Here is a 16,018-nt window from a genome sequence, read left to right as displayed (position 1 = left end):
CAATGGCAGACACGGCAAGGAGGCGTTCAGATGGGAACGGATCGCGTGGCATTGGTCACAGGCGGGATGGGCGGTTTGGGCACGGCGGTCAGCCGGGCGCTTCATGACGCGGGCATGACGGTCGCGGTGACGCACTCGACGCACAACGATCACGTGTCGACATGGCTGCAGCACGAGCGCGACACGGGGCGCGACTTTCACGCGTACGAAGCCGACATCGCCGACTTCGATTCATGCGCGCGCTGCGCGCAACGCGTGCTGACCGATCTGGGCGCGGTAGACGTGCTGATCAACAACGCGGGCATCACGCACGACACGAGCTTCGCGAAGATGAGCAAGGAGCACTGGGACGCCGTGCTGCGCACCGATCTCGATGGCCTGTTCAACATGAGCAAGCCGCTGTTGCCCGGCATGCTCGAGCGGCGCCACGGCCGCATCGTCAACGTGGGGTCGGTCAACGGTTCGCGCGGCGCCTACGGGCAAACCAATTATTCAGCTGCCAAAGCGGGCGTGCACGGCTTCACGAAGGCACTTGCGCTCGAAACCGCGAAGCACGGCGTCACGGTGAACACGGTGTCGCCCGGTTATCTCGCGACCGCGATGGTCGAAGCGGTGCCGCGCGAGATCCTCGACACGAAGATCCTGCCGCAGATTCCGCTCGGCCGGCTGGGACGTCCGGACGAGGTGGCGGCGTTGATCGCGTTTCTATGCTCAGAGGAGGCGGCTTTTATCACCGGTGCGGACATTGCGATTAACGGGGGTATGCATATGCAGTGAGGGTGCTCGCCTTCACCGCGCTTGACCCACGTCAATGACCGCCTTTCTGGCAAGAACACGATAAGCCCCATAGCAAGCGCCTGGACCCTGAGTCTGCGCGAAACAGGTTCGATCGACACTCGCAAGGGGAGGCGAAGATGGGCATCGACATGCAGATCGTCTACCTTGGCTTTGCGGGTGCGGCTCCGCTCGAAGCGGAAGCAGGTGCGCAACTGGTGCGTCTCGCGCGGTTTGGCGCGCTCGTATCGCACTGCCATCTCGCCATCGAGGCGTTGCGTCCTGGATCGGCGCATCCGCTGTATGACGTGAGGCTGGATCTGGTCACGCCCGCGCACGAGCTCAAGCCCGTCGCGCACTGCACTGACGACGACGCTAAAGCGGCGATCCGTCGCGCGTTCGATGTGGCGGAAATGACCCTCGAAACAGCGATCGGCACCGAGCGTGGGAACTGACGAGCTTGCATCGTGACGTGCCGCTCGGCGTTCGTCAGATGCGGACTGCTGACGTTTTCCCGGCCACTTCACGCCGATTTGCGGTTTGCCGAACCCCTGGCCGCGCGGCGCGGCCGGCAAACCTTCGACGCGGCGTGCTCGACATCGCGCCAGAATTCGCAGAGCCCCGGATGAACCGCATCGCGCCAACGCGACCCAATGAACAGGTCGTAGTGATTGCACTGCTCGATGGTGAGCTGCCGCGCGGCTCGCATCGGCGATGCATCGCACAGCGCATGCGCGCAATGCGTTTGCCCCGCGCCCGTGATCTCGTCGCTGTCACCCTCGATCGTGCACAGCGGGGTATCGCGCAGCGCGGCGATTCGTACCCGGCGCCCGGCGACCGACCACAGATCGCGCGGCAACAGATGTTCGTGAAACACCACACGAAGCATGTCGAGGAAGTAGCACTCCGCCATGTCGAGCACCGCGGCATATTCGTTTGCCGAGCGCAGCGCCTGCTGCGCACCGGGCATGTCGCCGGCGAGCCATCGGGACCAGTAATCCGCTTCGAGTCGCATCTGCCGCTCCGGATGCGCGGCAAAAATCGCGGTCTGCTGGATGAAGCCCGGATACACGAGACGCCCCGCGCCGCAATAGGGTGGTGGAACGATATCGATCGCATGGTCGTGAAACCACTCGAGCGAATGGGAACTGGCGAAGCGGTCGGTGATGGTCGGGTTCAAACGGGTATCGATCGGGCCGCCGAGTAGCGAGAGGCTCGCGATCGGCGCCGTCTCGTCCATGGCGAGCAGCGCCGCGGCGCCGAGCGCAGGCACGCTCGCCTGACAGATCGCGATCACATGAACCGGCGAACCGAACGCGCGGGCGGCGCCGACGAAGCTTTCGAGCGCCTGCACGTAGTCGTCGAGCGATAGCGGGCCCGCTTCGCGCGGCACGTCGCGCGCGTCGGCCCAATCGGTTACGAACACGTCGCGTTCTTCGAGCAGCGTTTCGACGGTCTCGCGCAGCATCACTGAGTGATGTCCGGCGAGGGGCGCGCACAACAGCACCGGCAGTTTTGCGTCGGTAGGGGGTGTAGAGGGGCTGCGCTTGAACCTGAGCAGCGCGCCGAGCGGCAAGGAGGCGACGACGCTTTCGTCGACGGTTACGCGGCTACCGTTGGCGGCAACGGAGTGGATCGCGAATGTCGGCGTTCGTTCGAAAGCGCAGGCGGATCTCAGCAGCCAGTAGCTGAACGCGTCGGCCGCCTGTTGCGGGCCGAGCCAGCCCGCTTGCGGGCGCGGCCCCGACTCCGGTTCGGACAGAACTCCCCCGACCATCGCGCGCGCGAGGCGTTGCTGTGCATCGATGAAGGCGTACCACATGATGAACTCCGACGTTCGTCGATCATGAGGGCAGCGTTGCCGCACCGGCACGAACTCGTGACGCGGATACCGTCGCAAAGCTTACCGCGAAACGTCGCGGCGAGGGGCGCGAAATCGGTGCGCGCGGCGCGCCAAGCACGCCGCGTGCAAGAGGCATTGGGCGTTTTCCCGGCAGGGTTTTCACGCGATGGCGGGCGTCTGAAACGGAGCTGAAAGTATCGGGGAAAGCGAACGACGTCGAGCGTGACTCATGGTTCGTGTCGACGGTTGACGTGGATCAACGAGAGAGGCGTTGCGGGCCATTACGCTGACGATGGCAGTCGCTCGCGACAACCCCGAGGAGCATCCAATGGCCATATCAGCAAACGCGCAGGAAGGAACCTGGTCCGTGAGCGTCGAGACGCGGGAGGCGCAGGAAGGCGGGTTTCTGTCGACGATCCATGTCAAACATGTGTCGCCCGAGGGTGACTTCGAACGCACCTTTCATCAGTCGCAGGTGTTCGCCGTGGAAAGAGAAGCGGTACTCGAAGGCTTGCGCGAAGGCATGACGTGGATCGCGCTGAAGACGACGCGGACCATCGGGGTGTAACAGCGCACCGCGCCTCGCGTGCTCGCCGCAACAGGCAACGCGTGCGAGGTAGCGGTGCCCGAGCGTCGCGATGAGTGTCTTCAGATTCCGCTCGTCGGATCGACACGTGTCGCGGGATCGCTTTCGACGACACTGCGCGTCGCTTCCCAGTACGGTTCGCGATGATAGAACTGATGGACCGAGGTCCCCCATGCGCGATCGGCCATCGCCGGCCAATGGTCCTTGTCGAAGCCCGGCGAGCTTTTCACCTGCTCGGCCGTGGCGTCCAGCTGGAAGCACTTGCGGTCCGTGTCGAGCGTCAGCGAACGCCACGGGATCGCGTGCAAGGTCCCGCCGATGCCGAGAAAAGCGCCCTCCGTCAGCACCGCATACGCGATGCGGCCGCTGCGCACGTCGAGCATGATGTCGGAGATTTTGCCGAGGTCCTGGCCATCGGAAGAGATCACCTTGTTGCCGTCGAGCGTCGCGGCGGCCATGACCTCGGGTCCGGGACCGTCGCCGACGCCGCTGCCGGCGATACGTGCGCCGGCGCTGGGCTGTACGGGAGTCGCGGAGGCGTTCGGGTCGAGAGGATCGAGCGGGTTCATGTCGAAACTCCTGATTTCCACGGAATACCTGCCGTTCGCAAGGCGCGTACCTGATACCGGATTCAAAGACTAGAATAAAAACACGCCGTGTCGGGACGGCTGCGCTGCGCCCGGATAGGGGGAGCGATCATGCGTTGTGGAATCGTTGGTCTATGCACTGGCGTGGCGGGCGTATGTGTGTTGTCTGGCTGCGTCTATTACGGTCCTTATTCGTACTATCCGGGAGCCGGTGGCTATTACGCCTGCACCAGCGCCACTGCCACTGGCCCCGCGCAAGCATCGTCTGGCAACGTGCCTGTGCCGGCGAGCGGTACGGCGGCCGCGAATCCGGCGCCAAACGACTTGCCGTTGTCGGGACAGAATTGCACGTACGTCGCGGTATCTGCGCCTGCTTATTACGGCTATCCCGGGTACTACGGTTATCCGGGCTATTACGGTTATCCCGGCTATTACGGCTATCCCTATGGCTATTCATGGCCCGGCTACTACGGATGGTGGGGACCGTCAGTGGTGATCGGAGGCTACTGGGGCGGTGGCCGTGGCCATGGCGGCTATTACGGCCGCTGGCACGGAGGACATGGCGGGCACTGGCATTGAGCAGCCATCACGCCAGCCAACTACGAAAACGTCTCCGGATAAAGATCCTCGCTCATGTCGAGATTGCCAGTCTGCGCGTAGATCAGCGGGTCGCCGTCCGCGCCGGCTAGCGCGCCATCGACGACGCGCCCAACTATCAGCCGATGATCTCCCGCCTCGATGTCGCCTATCACCCGGCAGTCGAAATGCGCGAGCGCATCGAGCAACAGCGGCGCGCCGGTCACGCCGGTACGCCAGCGAGCCACCGCGAGCTTGTCGACGGCTCGGCCCGACTGCGTGCCGAAGTGCTCGGCGAGCTTCTGTTGATCCGCGCGCAACACGCTGATCGCGAACACCGCGCCGCTGCGCAGGAGTTCGTACGACTCATGCTCGGGACTGATGCCGAGCGCGACCAGCAATGGTGCAAACGAAACCTGCATCACCGAGCTTGCGGTGAACGCATTGCGGCGCTCGCCGTCCGCTACGCCGATCACATACACACCCGCAGTCAAATGCCGGAAAAGCTGCGCGATCCAATTGCTCATAGGGCCTCCTGGATAAAAAGAGCGTGCATGTTCGGGGCGACCAAAAGCTTTGCACCAAGCGAGTGCGGTCGGCACGAGTGCGTGCACCGATTGGCACTTTCATCGGCTCAAAATAGAGCACTCCTGTTCTCTTATAGGGACGTAAAAAAAAATCTTCGCGATGATCCCGCTATTAATCTGAAGAATGAGAGCGTATTGCCGATAACCAGTTATGTCCGGTACTGCGTTTCGCGTCGGTATGGCGTTGTGTTATAGCGAGCGCCAAAGCGGTGATGTACCTGCTTATCCGTTCGGGTTCTTACATTCTCAACAAAGCGAACTATGAATTTCGGCAATATGAAACTCGGCGCCAAGCTGATCAGTGCGTTCATCCTGGTTTCGATCATCAGCGCTGTTGTCAGCGGGATCGGCCTGCACAACATGGCGAAGATCAGTGCGAACGCAGACAAGACGTATCGGCAGGACCTTGTCGGGCTCAACCTGATACAGCAGGCTAACGCCGACGTACTGCGAGTCGGCACCTATCTGCGCAACGCGGTTCTGGCCACGACGGCCGCACAGCGGGCTGGCTCGCTCGATCAAGCTGACAAGGCCTTTGCCTCGTCACGTGAGCACCTCAATCAGGCGGAGCCGCTCGTCTATACCGACAAAGGCAAGGCTACGTTCGCCGACCTCGATCAAGGTTGGCAGGACTACATCCAGGCCTTCAATGAAATGAAAGGCAAGATCAACGCGGCGGCGTTAGGCGATCGGGACAGCCTGACCGAATACATGCTGGGCGAGTACCACCAGAAGGGCTTCAAGACCCTCGTGCTGATGGGCAATCTGGTTGCCCTGAAACAGGCCGACGCGCAACGGACAGCTGAATCCAACGATGCCGTGTACGAGGAAGGTCGAAATCTGATGCTGGTCTTCGTGGCGATGTCCGTGTCGATCGGCGTGGGAATCGGCATATGGATGATGCGTAGCGTAACGCGGCAACTGGGTACGGAGCCGGCGACGGCTGCTGCTGTGGCCAGAAGCGTGGCGGCCGGCGACCTGAACATCAGTATCGCCCTGCGGCCCGGCGACACGAACAGCCTGATGGCGTCGCTCAAAGCCATGTGCGACGCCCTGGTGCGGGTCGTATCAGAGGTGCGCGAGAACGCCGAAGGTGTCGCGACTGCGAGTGCGCAGATCGCCCAAGGCAATCTGGATCTGTCGAGTCGCACGGAGCAACAGGCGGCGTCGCTCGAAGAAACGGCTTCCAGCATGGAGGAGCTGACTGCGGCGGTCCGCCACAACACGGACAATGCAACCCAGGCTGCCACGCTCGCGGGTACCGCCTCGAGCGTCGCGCAACATGGCGGCGAGATCGTCGGGCGCGTGGTCGACACAATGCGCGACATCTCCACCAGCTCGGCCACGATGTCCGAGATCATCGGCGTCATCGAAGGCATCGCCTTCCAGACCAACATCCTCGCGCTGAACGCAGCGGTCGAAGCGGCCCGCGCGGGAGAACAGGGGCGGGGCTTCGCTGTCGTTGCGGGTGAAGTCCGCACGCTCGCGCAGCGCAGTGCGACCGCCGCGAAGGAAATCAAGGAGTTGATCTCGGACTCTGTCAGCCGGGTGGAGGCAGGCTCGATGCTGGTCGAAGAAGCGGGCGGTGCGATCAAGGAAATCGTGCAGTCAGTGAAGCGCGTGACCGACATCGTGGGCGAAATCTCGTCGGCATCGAGCGAGCAAAGCACCGGTATCGAACAGGTCAATCAGGCAGTCAACCAGATGGACCAGGTCACACAGCAAAACGCTGCGCTTGTCGAAGAGGCGTCGGCGGCAGCCCAGACAATGGCCCGGCAAGCGGAAAGCCTGCGCAAGACGGTCGCTTTTTTCAAGGTCGATGGCGAGCAGGCTGCTTCATCGCGAGCGACGACGCAAGCGGCAGTACCGCAACGGACGGCCCTGAACCGCGCCCCGTCCTCTGCTGTAACACCGGCAAGGGTTGCGAGGAGACCAGTCCCCTCTTCAGAAGGTCCGCTAGTCGTCGCCGCCGCGACTGAGACGGACTGGCAGACATTCTGAACGGTTCCGGGTGCTGGATGACGTCGATTCATACCGTCGGCGCGTGCCAGCCCCGCGGGAGTCGAGCGGGCGAAGATCCGCGATACACGTGCGCCGGATGGCTATCAATGCGGCGCGGCGACTGCCTCAGGCACGCAGGCAGCGTGGATGATCAACAGTGCAGCCAGGGCGTGTGATTGTGGACGGAGACACCCGGGCCCGCCGGTCAAGCGGGTTCGAGGAAATAGCGTGATGCGCGACTGCACTCGACGTGCAGCGCCTTGAATGTCTCGCCGTCTCCGCGCACTGGCCATCGCCGATCTCGTCTCGCGCCGCTCCGACATGCAGCGCTTGACGGGCAGATGCGCAGCGGTGAGATTCGATTAACGGTAACTCGTGAGATCGTAATCAAAACTATGGGATCAAACGCTCCGCTCAATGTCTCGACAATGGTTGTGAACTCGTTGGAGTCCGCCGGAATAGACCACGTGTTCCTGGTCCCGGGAAAACTGATCTATCCGCTGCTGGACGCAATCGACAACTCCCCTTTGATTCGCGGAATCGTAGGCGCTCATGAGACCGGCAGTGCTTTCATGGCCGATGGCTATGCCCGCGCCAGCCGGAAATTCGGCGTTTGCGCAGGGATTTCCGGCCCAGGCACGATGAATTTCGTTCCCGGCATGGCGGCCGCTCACGCAGACCGGATTCCGATGCTCTATATTGCCGGCGGGATCTCGTCGCACGCGGAAGGCAAAGGGGCGTTTCAGGATGCCACGCCCGGAGGCATTTTTGAAAGCGGCGTGGTCAGAAGTCTGGTGACGGATATCGTCGAGCTAAAGAACAAGGAAAATACTCAGGCCGAGATGCGTCGTGCGATCGAAGGGTTGAACTGGATGCGTCGAGCGCAGTCATTCATCAGTATCCCCGTAGACGTTCAAAAGCAGGATGTCCTGCCCGGTCAGGACGTGGCACGGCAACCCTACGCTCACCGCGAATTTAACGCGTGCGAAGTGCCCGCGAACCGCGCCGCTCTCGATGCCCTGTGCGATCAGTATCTGTTTCAGTCGAAGAGAGTCGCGTTTCTGGTCGGAAGTCGCGGCAATGATGCGGAAACTGCAAAGCTTCTTCTCGAGGTTGCCGAAGGCTTTCACATTCCAGTCGCAACGACACTATCGGGAAAAGGTGCATTTCCTGAGCAACATGCCCTTGCACTGGGTGTCTACGGATTTTCAAGTCATTCGCGCGCTGCACGGGTGATCAACTCCGACGAACTTGATGCACTAGTCGTGTTTGGTAGCGACCTGAACCAGCGAGACAGCATGAACTGGAGCAGGAGGCTGACAGGGGGGAAGGAGCTATTCATCTTTGATGACAGCTTCGATTCACCGGCGATGGGGCACATTTCGCGTCAAGGAATCTTCTCCGGAATTTCCGCGAGCTTCCGGTTGCTGGCCCAGAAAGCCGCGGACAACCCTCCCGGGCTGCCGCAAGCACTGCAAAGAAGAAAGGGGTGGATTGCCGAGATCAACGAGACCCCCCTGTACGACCACCGGTTCGAGCAGTTAGGAAACCGAGTTTCCAGCGGTGACGAAGCGCTATATCCTGGAGACGTAGTTAAGCACTTGTGCCGGATTCTGCCGAAGGACAGCAACGTCGTGGTGGATTCCGGAGCCCACCGCATCTTCATGGCCCATTACTGGCTGTCGTCGGGTAAGGGCAACTACTTTTCGTCGAGCTCGCTCGCCCCGATGGGCTGGGCCATCGCAGCCGGAATCGGCGTCAAGCTTGCGGCCCCAGAACGCCCGTGTGTCGTGGTGACCGGCGATGGGTGCATGATGATGCACGGCATGGAGATTCAGACCGCGGCTCGATACCGAGTCAAGGTGATCTATGTGGTTCTGAACAACGCCGCACATGGCGCAATCCATATCGACGCTATCAGGAGTGGTTCGATTTCAGAGCAGTTCACCAAATTGCCCTGTCATAGCTGGTCGGCTTTTGCATCGTCGATCGGTGTGGCCGCGCGCGCGGTTGAGCGCATCGACGAGCTTGATGATGTATTGAGTGAAGCTTGTCAATATGACGGCCCCTTTCTGATCGAAGTCATCACCGGAGTTTTCCCCGCGCCGAACCGGTACTATGCAGAAGCCGAAGCCTGTCCGTGAGATTCCATCCTTCAACGCGGCAAAGCCAAACGCATTGCTGAACGACGCCGCAATCAGACCGTCTGAACGCCGCGCCGCGGTTGTCAACGAAATGTCATTCGAACCGCCTAAGTTTAGACGTTCGAGCCGATGACAAGGCTCGACGCGGCGATGGGCACGCCGGGCCTGCGCAATGCGCAAGAGAGGGATCGCGGCGTGTAGCTTGCTGCAACCATTGAACCGGTCAGTCAATCTCGTGGAGGCAAACCATGCTGTTCAAACGAGGAATTGCAGTTCTTGCCGTTGCTCTACCGCTCGCGGCCGCGCAAGCGCAAACCGTCGACATCACCGGCGCGGGCAGCACTTTTGCGGCCCCGATCTATGACAAGTGGGCTGACGCCTACCATAAGGCGGGAGGCGGCAAGGTCAACTACCAAGGCATCGGTTCAGCGGGCGGCATCAAGCAGATCATCGCGAAGACCGTTGATTTCGCAGGTTCCGATGCGCCGATGAAGGACGACGAACTGGCGAAGACTGGCCTGTTCCAATTCCCGACCGTGATCGGCGGCGTCGTGCCGGTCGTGAACCTGCCCGGCGTGAAGCCGGGTCAACTCATTCTGTCGGGTGCCGTGCTTGGCGACATCTATCTGAACAAGATCAAGAAATGGAACGATCCGGCGATCGCCGCGCTGAATCCGGGTATGAAGCTGCCGGATACGGACATCGCCGTGGTGCGCCGCGCCGACGGTTCGGGCACGAGCTTCATCTGGACGAACTTCCTGTCGAAGGTGAACCCGGAGTGGAAGTCGAAGATCGGCGAAGGCACGACGGTGAACTGGCCGACCGGTACGGGCGGCAAGGGCAATGACGGCGTTGCCGCGTTCGTGCAACGCCTGCCGGGCGCGGTCGGTTACGTCGAGTGGGCATATGCGAAGCAAAACAACATGATCTACACCAGCCTGAAGAATTCGGCCGGTACCGTGGTTGCGCCGAAGACCGAAACCTTCAAGGCGGCCGCCTCGGGCGCGGACTGGAAGACGTCCTTCTACCAGATCCTGACGAACGAGCCCGGCAAGGACGCGTGGCCGGTGGTCGGCGCGACCTTCGTGCTGCTGCATGCGACGCAGGACAAGCCGGCGCAAGGCGCGGCAACGTTGAAGTTCTTCGACTGGGCGTTCAAGAACGGCGGGCAGGCTGCCAGCGATCTCGACTACATTTCGCTGCCGGATTCGGTCGTGTCGGAAATCCGCGCGCAATGGAAGACCAAGGTCAAGGACGCGTCGGGAAAACCGGTGTTTCAGTGAAGGCCTCGGCGCAACCCGCCTCAAACAGCTTGTAATCGATCATGGACGAAGTCAATTGACGCAGGTCAATTGACTGACGCATAGAGGCGGGTAACGTGTCTGTGACTGTCCTTTATCACCGCACGCTCATCACACGCCACGCCACGCCACGCTACGCCACGCTCGCGATGTACCATGTCTGCGTGAAATCTCGCGCTGGATATCGTGGAGTACATCATGGGAAGCGCATGGAAACGCCGCTTCAAACTGTTTATCCAGCGTTTCTGGCAGCCAACCAGCGCGTGCATGACCTGTATGCCGGGGAGCTGGGGCAACATCATGAGCCTCACGCACTGGGCGATTGCATTCAAAACCGGGCTGCTCACCGGTGTGCTCGCCTTGCTGCTCACCTTCACGCCGGCGGCGAAGTGGTACGGGAATCGCTATAGCAACGCACTGCTCGTCGGTTGCCTGACCGCTATCGGCGATGCCTACTCTCATTTGAGCCAGTACCGCTTTCATGTTCTCGAACACGTCGCGACGGGGGTCATGTCAGGCCTGTTCGCGCTCGCTGCGTCGTACCTGTTCGAGGACCGCGCGCGCCGCATACGCGCGGCGTGGTCGCGCTTGTTCGGATAATAAGACTTCGATCTCGAACATCGTGAGACCTCACGATGAGTGTTGCGCGTGACACGTTCGTGCCCGGATCCCTCGAGGTGAATTGTTCGCGTCAGTGCGGTGACGAAAGCAGTTTGAAGCGCTTCCACAGCTTCTTCAATGTCTGATGATCGGCAGCGACGCGTGACGCGAGGAAGCCGCGTGCGAAGGCCGCGCCCGAGGCCGCTTCCGGCGACGTTTTCAACAACGACTTCAGAAGCTGATCGGCGACGACGGCATCGTTGCGCCAGCCGAGATCATCCTGAAGCGCGGTGAGCGCGTCGACATAATGGCGAACGGCCTGCTTCGGGCATAGCGACGCAAAGAACTCGGTGGCGTATCGAACTTTTTTCGCCGCGATGCGGGCGCGGTGACGACGGTGATCGTCCAGATCAGCCAAACCCTTGCCACGTTTGATCAGTTTCTTGTGCCGACGACGCAGGACATCGGCGGCGAATGACTTCACTGGGCCGCTGATTGCGTTGCGCTGTTCGTCGGACATCTCATCTCGCCAACCTTTGCGGTTCACCCAAAGCGCGAACTGGAGCGCGAGCCGCGTGTAGCGAACCGACTCGACCGCGGCAGCCGCGCGCTGCCGGTTGTCGACGGCAATCTGCTCGCACGCCTGTCTGACGGGCCGGATCTCGTCCGCATTGCCGTCGGCGCCGGCATGGTCGAGCGTCGGTCCCGCAAGCACTTCCCAGTCGCGCGCGCCGCCGAGTTCCGAGGCGATCCAGCGCAACTCCTCGTCGAATCCGGACGAGGCGGGGATGACCTTCGCAAACAGGTCGAGAGCCGAACGCAAGCGACGAAGTCCCACGCGCATCTGATGAACGCTCGATGGATCGTGGCCCGACACGACGCCCCGTTCATTCGCGTGGACCTGGTCCAGACAGTTGCGCACAATCACGCAGAACGCATCCTCGACTGAATCGCGTTTGTTCAGTCGCACTGGTTGCGCTTTCACCGCCTCGCTGTGCTCGGCAATGAGCAGTGCATACCCGACATCTGCCTTGCTGCGATGATCGATACGCAGCGGCACAGTTTCGAGCATTTCCAGCGCGACGCGGTACAGCACATCCGGATTGCCCTGTTTCAGTTCCAGTTCCACCGCGGCGATCTGCACTGATCCCGAATCCGCTTCGACGCTTCCTTCGTCGAGAGCAAGCTCGAGTTCGTCTCCGGACGGCTGGCGCAGCACAAACGCTGACCGGTTGATCCGCGTGACGAACACCGGCTTCAGTTGGGCCGCAACGGTCTCGTCGCGAATCAGCTTTCCGCAGTCGCTGTCGTCGGGGATCTGGTCGTACAGCAGCGTCAGATCGGGCGCGTCGCTATTCACGGGCATCTCGAACTCGTCCCGGTCGAACAACCCCGCCTTGGCCGATCCTTCGCGCTTCAGCGTCTGGAGTTTGTCGTTGCCGACGGTGCGCACGCGCAGCGAAGCCCCGCACCAGTGAAATGAAAAATCGGGCGTGTCGAAATAGGTGCTCGTCAGCAGGTGAGGCGTTCCCGCCGTGGCTTCTGATTGCGCAAGCATCGACGCGTTACGCAATTTGACGAGATCTTCCTTCGCAACGCGCAGCTTCAGCTCCCGTTCCATGCCGCCTCCGAAATGAGCACCGGACCGTCAGACTACACCGGATTGGCTGGACCGCGTCACGGCCGATCGTCCCCTGTGGCCTCAGATAAAAGTCGTACACGGAAAAAGTGGATGAGACGGTCGACGAGCCTGGCGCGAATGCCTGTACACGTTGGGGCAGCTTGATTAGGAAATGATCATTTCCTATAATCGCCGTATGACTACACGCAACCATGCTGCCAGACAGCCCCGTGCTCCAGGTCGTCCACGCGAATTCGAAATGGACGTCGCGCTGGACGGCGCAATCCAGATTTTTCGCGAGCGCGGTTATCAAGGGACGTCTCTTGGCGACCTTGGGTCCGCGATGGGGCTCACGGCCGGCAGTATCTACAAGGCGTTCGCCGATAAGCGAGCGGTATTCCTTGCCGCGCTCGAGCGCTACATCCACCTACGAAATGGCCAGTTGCAGAGCCTGCTCGACGCGGAGCAGACCGGCCGCGACAAGGTACGGGCCATTCTGCAGTTTTATGCTGAGTCTGCAATTGGCGAAGAGGGCAAGCGAGGCTGTCTCGTAGTCGGAAGTGCAGTCGACCTGCTGGCCTTCGACGATGAGGTCGCGAGTCATGTGGTCGCATCTTTGCAGCGAACGGAGCGTCTGTTGTGTCGCTTGATCCGAGCGGGCCAGACAGACGGTTCCATCGCGCCCGCCGTGGATCCGGACGCTACCGGCCGCGCACTGCTGAGTCTGACGCAAGGTTTGAGGGTCGTCGGCAAAGTCGGGCGATCCCGGGCACACATGATGTCGGCGGCGGATCAGGCCATGCGTCTGCTGGACTAAGCACGGCAAGACATAGCATCGCATGACCTCCGCGTGCCGCTCACCCTATTAGGAAATGTCCATTTCCTAACATCATCCGCCAATGAGAAAAGCCGCTCAACGGTGTCATCCCCCAACCCAGAGGAGTTTCGTTCGTGAAAACACATCACTCGCCCATGCCATCAGGGAGTTCCGGATTCGTAAGCACGTTGCCAGTAGCAAGGCCCGTTGCGGGGCTAGCAGGATTCGAGCACAAGTTCGCAACCGTAGACGGACTGAGGCTGCACTACGTCACCGGTGGGAACCCACAGGGCGACGTGGCCGTGTTGCTCGCGGGCTTTCCCGAGAGCTGGTTCGCCTGGCGCAAAGTGATGGGACTGCTCGCAAAGACCTACCGAGTCGTCGCACCGGACCTTCCCGGACAAGGTGATTCGGATCGTCCGATGGACGGCTACGACACACAAACCCTTGCGAGCCATGTTCACGGTTTGCTCCAGCAACTGGGGATGACCCGGTACTTTCTTGCTGCACACGACATTGGAGCGTGGGTGGCTTTTCCTTACGCCGTAATGTTCGGCGACGAGGTCCGGCGACTCGCGCTGCTGGATGCGGGGATCCCCGGCGTGACCTTGCCTGACGAGTTGCCGAGCGCGCCCGAGCGTGCATGGCGCACCTGGCATTTCGCATTTCACGGGCTACCGGACCTGCCGGAAGTGCTGCTCGCCGGCAAGGAACGTGAATACCTCGACTGGTTCTTGCGGCGAAAGGCGGCCAATCCCGATACTTTCACTGACGCCGATATCGATGAATATCTACGCATTCTCAAGAAAGACGGCGGCTTACGCGCGGGCCTTGCGTATTACCGGGCCGCGCCTGTGTCCGCCCAACAGAATGCAGAACTGAAGCAACGAGGCATGCTCGACCTGCCACTGCTGACGCTCGGTTCCGATCAAGGTTCCATCGCCGATATGGCAACACCTTTGAGAGCCTTTTTCACCGACGTCAAAGGCCGCACCATCAGTCACTGCGGGCACTTCATTCCAGAAGAACAACCGCGCGCGGTCGCCGACGAACTCACTGCGTTCTTTGGAAGCGCAGAGGGATAACGGGGCTACGGGGGCGCAAGATGCCGCGCATGGCTCAGGCGATGCGGGCGTGCTGTACGACGATCCATGCGGACCACACAAGCAACGCAATGCCGAGCGGCTTGCCGATGGAGCTGCCCCAGCGGAAATTCTTCTCGGCCGACATGATCGCGCCGAGCGCCAGCATCCAGCCGACGCTGCCAGTGCCGACCGCGAACATCAGCAGCATCAGGGCCCAACAGCAGCCGATGCAGAAAGCGCCGTGACTGATGCCGAGCGCGAAGCTCTCGCGGCGCGCGCTCCTGCCGCGCCAATGCTCGGTGACGAACATCAGCGGCGAGCGGCATTTGTCGAGACATCGATGCTTGAGGCTGCTGAACTGATAAAGGCCCGCGAGCGCGACGATCGCGGCGCCGATCAGCCAGCCGTTTGCAAGCAAGCTCGCAGACTGGTCCGCGACCAGATGGAGCGCCGCGTCGAAGCCGTGCGCGAGCACGCCGAACAGCGCCCACATCGTCGCATAACCGACGATCAGAAGCGCCATCAGCGTGCGCCGGTTGGCGCGCGCGACGGTCATCCGCCGGAACGTGTCGAAGAGCGGGAAGGCGGTCGGCAGCATCATGGCCGCGATCATCAGCAGCCATGCGACGCTGTGCAGCAATGCCGCAATCGTGAGGCTCGCGCCGGGCACCTGACGGCATATCGCGCCGACGAGCGGCAGTTCGGCCCAACTCGCATGATGCAGAAAACGCGCATAGGGCCCCGCGTCCCATATCCATAACGCGATCCACGCGCTGCCCGTCAATGCGACGAACAGCGGCGCGAACAGCCGCGAGCGTGCGAGCATCTTCACGACGCGAAGCTGAACGATCCCTGAATGGCGTTATGTCCGGTCAAGGCGAGGTCGAGACCGAGCTTTTCGTGCCGCAGGCGGAATGAGTTCGCCTTGCCGACGAAAGCAGGGGAGCCGGGTATCGTCGAAAAGATGCTTTCGACCAGTTTGGTCGGCTCGCCGGTCGGGCCGCGATAGGGCTCCAACTCGGCCTCGATGGCTTCACCGACTTTCATCCTGCCCTTGCCGTCGACGACCGTGTATTCGATCGGCGCGCGTTCCACGGACACGACTTCGCCGATCAACTGCACGAGATCCGCGATGGGGCCACCGCGCTCGCCACGGTACACGCTAACCAGGGCGTCGAATTGCGCGTCGCTCGCGCGCTCGTCGACGAACATCGCGACGCGCCAGCCGCCTTTGAGCGCGTTGCCGGGAATGAACGCCGCGAACGCGATCGTCAGGCCCGATACATCGACGCCGTCGATCATGCCTTGCTCGTAGTGGTATGCAAGCGCGCTGCGGCAAACGCCGTTATCGGGATCTTCTCCGATCCAGCACGGACACAGCACCTTGCATTCACACACTTCGAGGATGCTGCCCATCAGTTGATAGCTCATTCACGCCTCCGCTGCCGGTTGGATCCGGCCGGGAAGAACATCGCCGGACATCCTCAGTTGTAGCT

Annotated in this window: 16 protein-coding genes; 10 read left to right on the top strand and 6 right to left on the bottom strand. The window is 61.6% G+C overall.

Going from position 1 to position 16,018, the window contains the following annotated elements:
- The first annotated feature begins 30 nt into the window (after window positions 1-30).
- The gene (gene phbB, locus HDG37_RS04995) at window positions 31-777 is read left to right on the top strand and encodes an acetoacetyl-CoA reductase (protein WP_184044902.1); all 747 of its coding nucleotides are present in this window, start codon (window positions 31-33) and stop codon (window positions 775-777) included.
- Window positions 778-914: 137 nt separating this feature from the next.
- Complete coding sequence (locus HDG37_RS04990; protein WP_184023903.1) at window positions 915-1,229, top strand: hypothetical protein; 315 nt, start codon at window positions 915-917, stop codon at window positions 1,227-1,229.
- Between the two features lie 68 nt (window positions 1,230-1,297).
- Here the strand turns inward: HDG37_RS04990 and phaZ are convergent, their stop codons facing one another.
- Window positions 1,298-2,596, bottom strand: coding sequence for a polyhydroxyalkanoate depolymerase (gene phaZ, locus HDG37_RS04985; protein WP_184044900.1), 1,299 nt, complete (start codon window positions 2,594-2,596; stop codon window positions 1,298-1,300).
- A 349-nt stretch (window positions 2,597-2,945) separates the two neighbouring features.
- Here phaZ and HDG37_RS04980 point away from each other — a divergent pair, with 349 nt between their 5' ends.
- The gene (locus HDG37_RS04980) at window positions 2,946-3,185 is read left to right on the top strand and encodes a hypothetical protein (protein WP_090811852.1); all 240 of its coding nucleotides are present in this window, start codon (window positions 2,946-2,948) and stop codon (window positions 3,183-3,185) included.
- Window positions 3,186-3,265: 80 nt separating this feature from the next.
- On the opposite strand, the gene HDG37_RS04975 is transcribed toward HDG37_RS04980, so the two are convergent.
- Complete coding sequence (locus HDG37_RS04975; RefSeq protein ID WP_184044898.1) at window positions 3,266-3,772, bottom strand: PRC-barrel domain-containing protein; 507 nt, start codon at window positions 3,770-3,772, stop codon at window positions 3,266-3,268.
- A 177-nt stretch (window positions 3,773-3,949) separates the two neighbouring features.
- On the opposite strand from HDG37_RS04975, the gene HDG37_RS04970 reads away from it, so the two are divergent.
- Window positions 3,950-4,369, top strand: coding sequence for a hypothetical protein (locus HDG37_RS04970; protein ID WP_311541016.1), 420 nt, complete (start codon window positions 3,950-3,952; stop codon window positions 4,367-4,369).
- A 20-nt stretch (window positions 4,370-4,389) separates the two neighbouring features.
- Here the strand turns inward: HDG37_RS04970 and HDG37_RS04965 are convergent, their stop codons facing one another.
- Window positions 4,390-4,893, bottom strand: a complete 504-nt coding sequence (locus HDG37_RS04965) for a flavin reductase family protein (RefSeq protein WP_184044894.1) — start codon at window positions 4,891-4,893, stop codon at window positions 4,390-4,392.
- Between the two features lie 321 nt (window positions 4,894-5,214).
- On the opposite strand from HDG37_RS04965, the gene HDG37_RS04960 reads away from it, so the two are divergent.
- From HDG37_RS04960 to HDG37_RS04945, 4 genes are all read left to right on the top strand, one after another.
- A complete protein-coding gene (locus tag HDG37_RS04960; RefSeq protein WP_184044892.1) occupies window positions 5,215-6,954 on the top strand; it encodes a methyl-accepting chemotaxis protein in 1,740 nt (579 codons plus the stop codon).
- Window positions 6,955-7,295: 341 nt separating this feature from the next.
- Entirely contained in the window at window positions 7,296-9,098 is a 1,803-nt protein-coding gene (locus tag HDG37_RS04955) for a thiamine pyrophosphate-binding protein (RefSeq protein ID WP_311541015.1), read from the top strand.
- A 248-nt stretch (window positions 9,099-9,346) separates the two neighbouring features.
- Window positions 9,347-10,381: a phosphate ABC transporter substrate-binding protein PstS gene (gene pstS, locus HDG37_RS04950; protein ID WP_184044890.1), complete on the top strand. Its 1,035-nt coding sequence runs from the start codon at window positions 9,347-9,349 to the stop codon at window positions 10,379-10,381.
- A gap of 216 nt (window positions 10,382-10,597) precedes the next feature.
- Window positions 10,598-10,999, top strand: coding sequence for a hypothetical protein (locus HDG37_RS04945; protein WP_090810890.1), 402 nt, complete (start codon window positions 10,598-10,600; stop codon window positions 10,997-10,999).
- 91 nt (window positions 11,000-11,090) lie between these two features.
- On the opposite strand, the gene HDG37_RS04940 is transcribed toward HDG37_RS04945, so the two are convergent.
- A complete protein-coding gene (locus HDG37_RS04940; protein ID WP_184044888.1) occupies window positions 11,091-12,620 on the bottom strand; it encodes a CYTH and CHAD domain-containing protein in 1,530 nt (509 codons plus the stop codon).
- Window positions 12,621-12,879: 259 nt separating this feature from the next.
- On the opposite strand from HDG37_RS04940, the gene HDG37_RS04935 reads away from it, so the two are divergent.
- Together HDG37_RS04935 and HDG37_RS04930 are read left to right on the top strand one after the other, a co-directional pair.
- Entirely contained in the window at window positions 12,880-13,437 is a 558-nt protein-coding gene (locus HDG37_RS04935) for a TetR/AcrR family transcriptional regulator (RefSeq protein WP_184044886.1), read from the top strand.
- Between the two features lie 134 nt (window positions 13,438-13,571).
- Window positions 13,572-14,522 (top strand): alpha/beta hydrolase, encoded by a 951-nt coding sequence (locus HDG37_RS04930; RefSeq protein ID WP_311541012.1) that lies wholly within the window; start codon window positions 13,572-13,574, stop codon window positions 14,520-14,522.
- Between the two features lie 34 nt (window positions 14,523-14,556).
- On the opposite strand, the gene HDG37_RS04925 is transcribed toward HDG37_RS04930, so the two are convergent.
- Together HDG37_RS04925 and HDG37_RS04920 are read right to left on the bottom strand one after the other, a co-directional pair.
- A complete protein-coding gene (locus HDG37_RS04925) occupies window positions 14,557-15,348 on the bottom strand; it encodes a DUF2182 domain-containing protein (protein WP_184045276.1) in 792 nt (263 codons plus the stop codon).
- A gap of 2 nt (window positions 15,349-15,350) precedes the next feature.
- Complete coding sequence (locus HDG37_RS04920; RefSeq protein WP_184044885.1) at window positions 15,351-15,953, bottom strand: DUF1326 domain-containing protein; 603 nt, start codon at window positions 15,951-15,953, stop codon at window positions 15,351-15,353.
- Window positions 15,954-16,018 lie beyond the last annotated feature (65 nt).

This window comes from Paraburkholderia sp. MM5384-R2 (assembly GCF_014201025.1).
GTDB classification, from domain to species: Bacteria; Pseudomonadota; Gammaproteobacteria; order Burkholderiales; family Burkholderiaceae; genus Paraburkholderia; species Paraburkholderia tuberum.
This window is presented reverse-complemented; position numbering and strand designations above follow the sequence as displayed.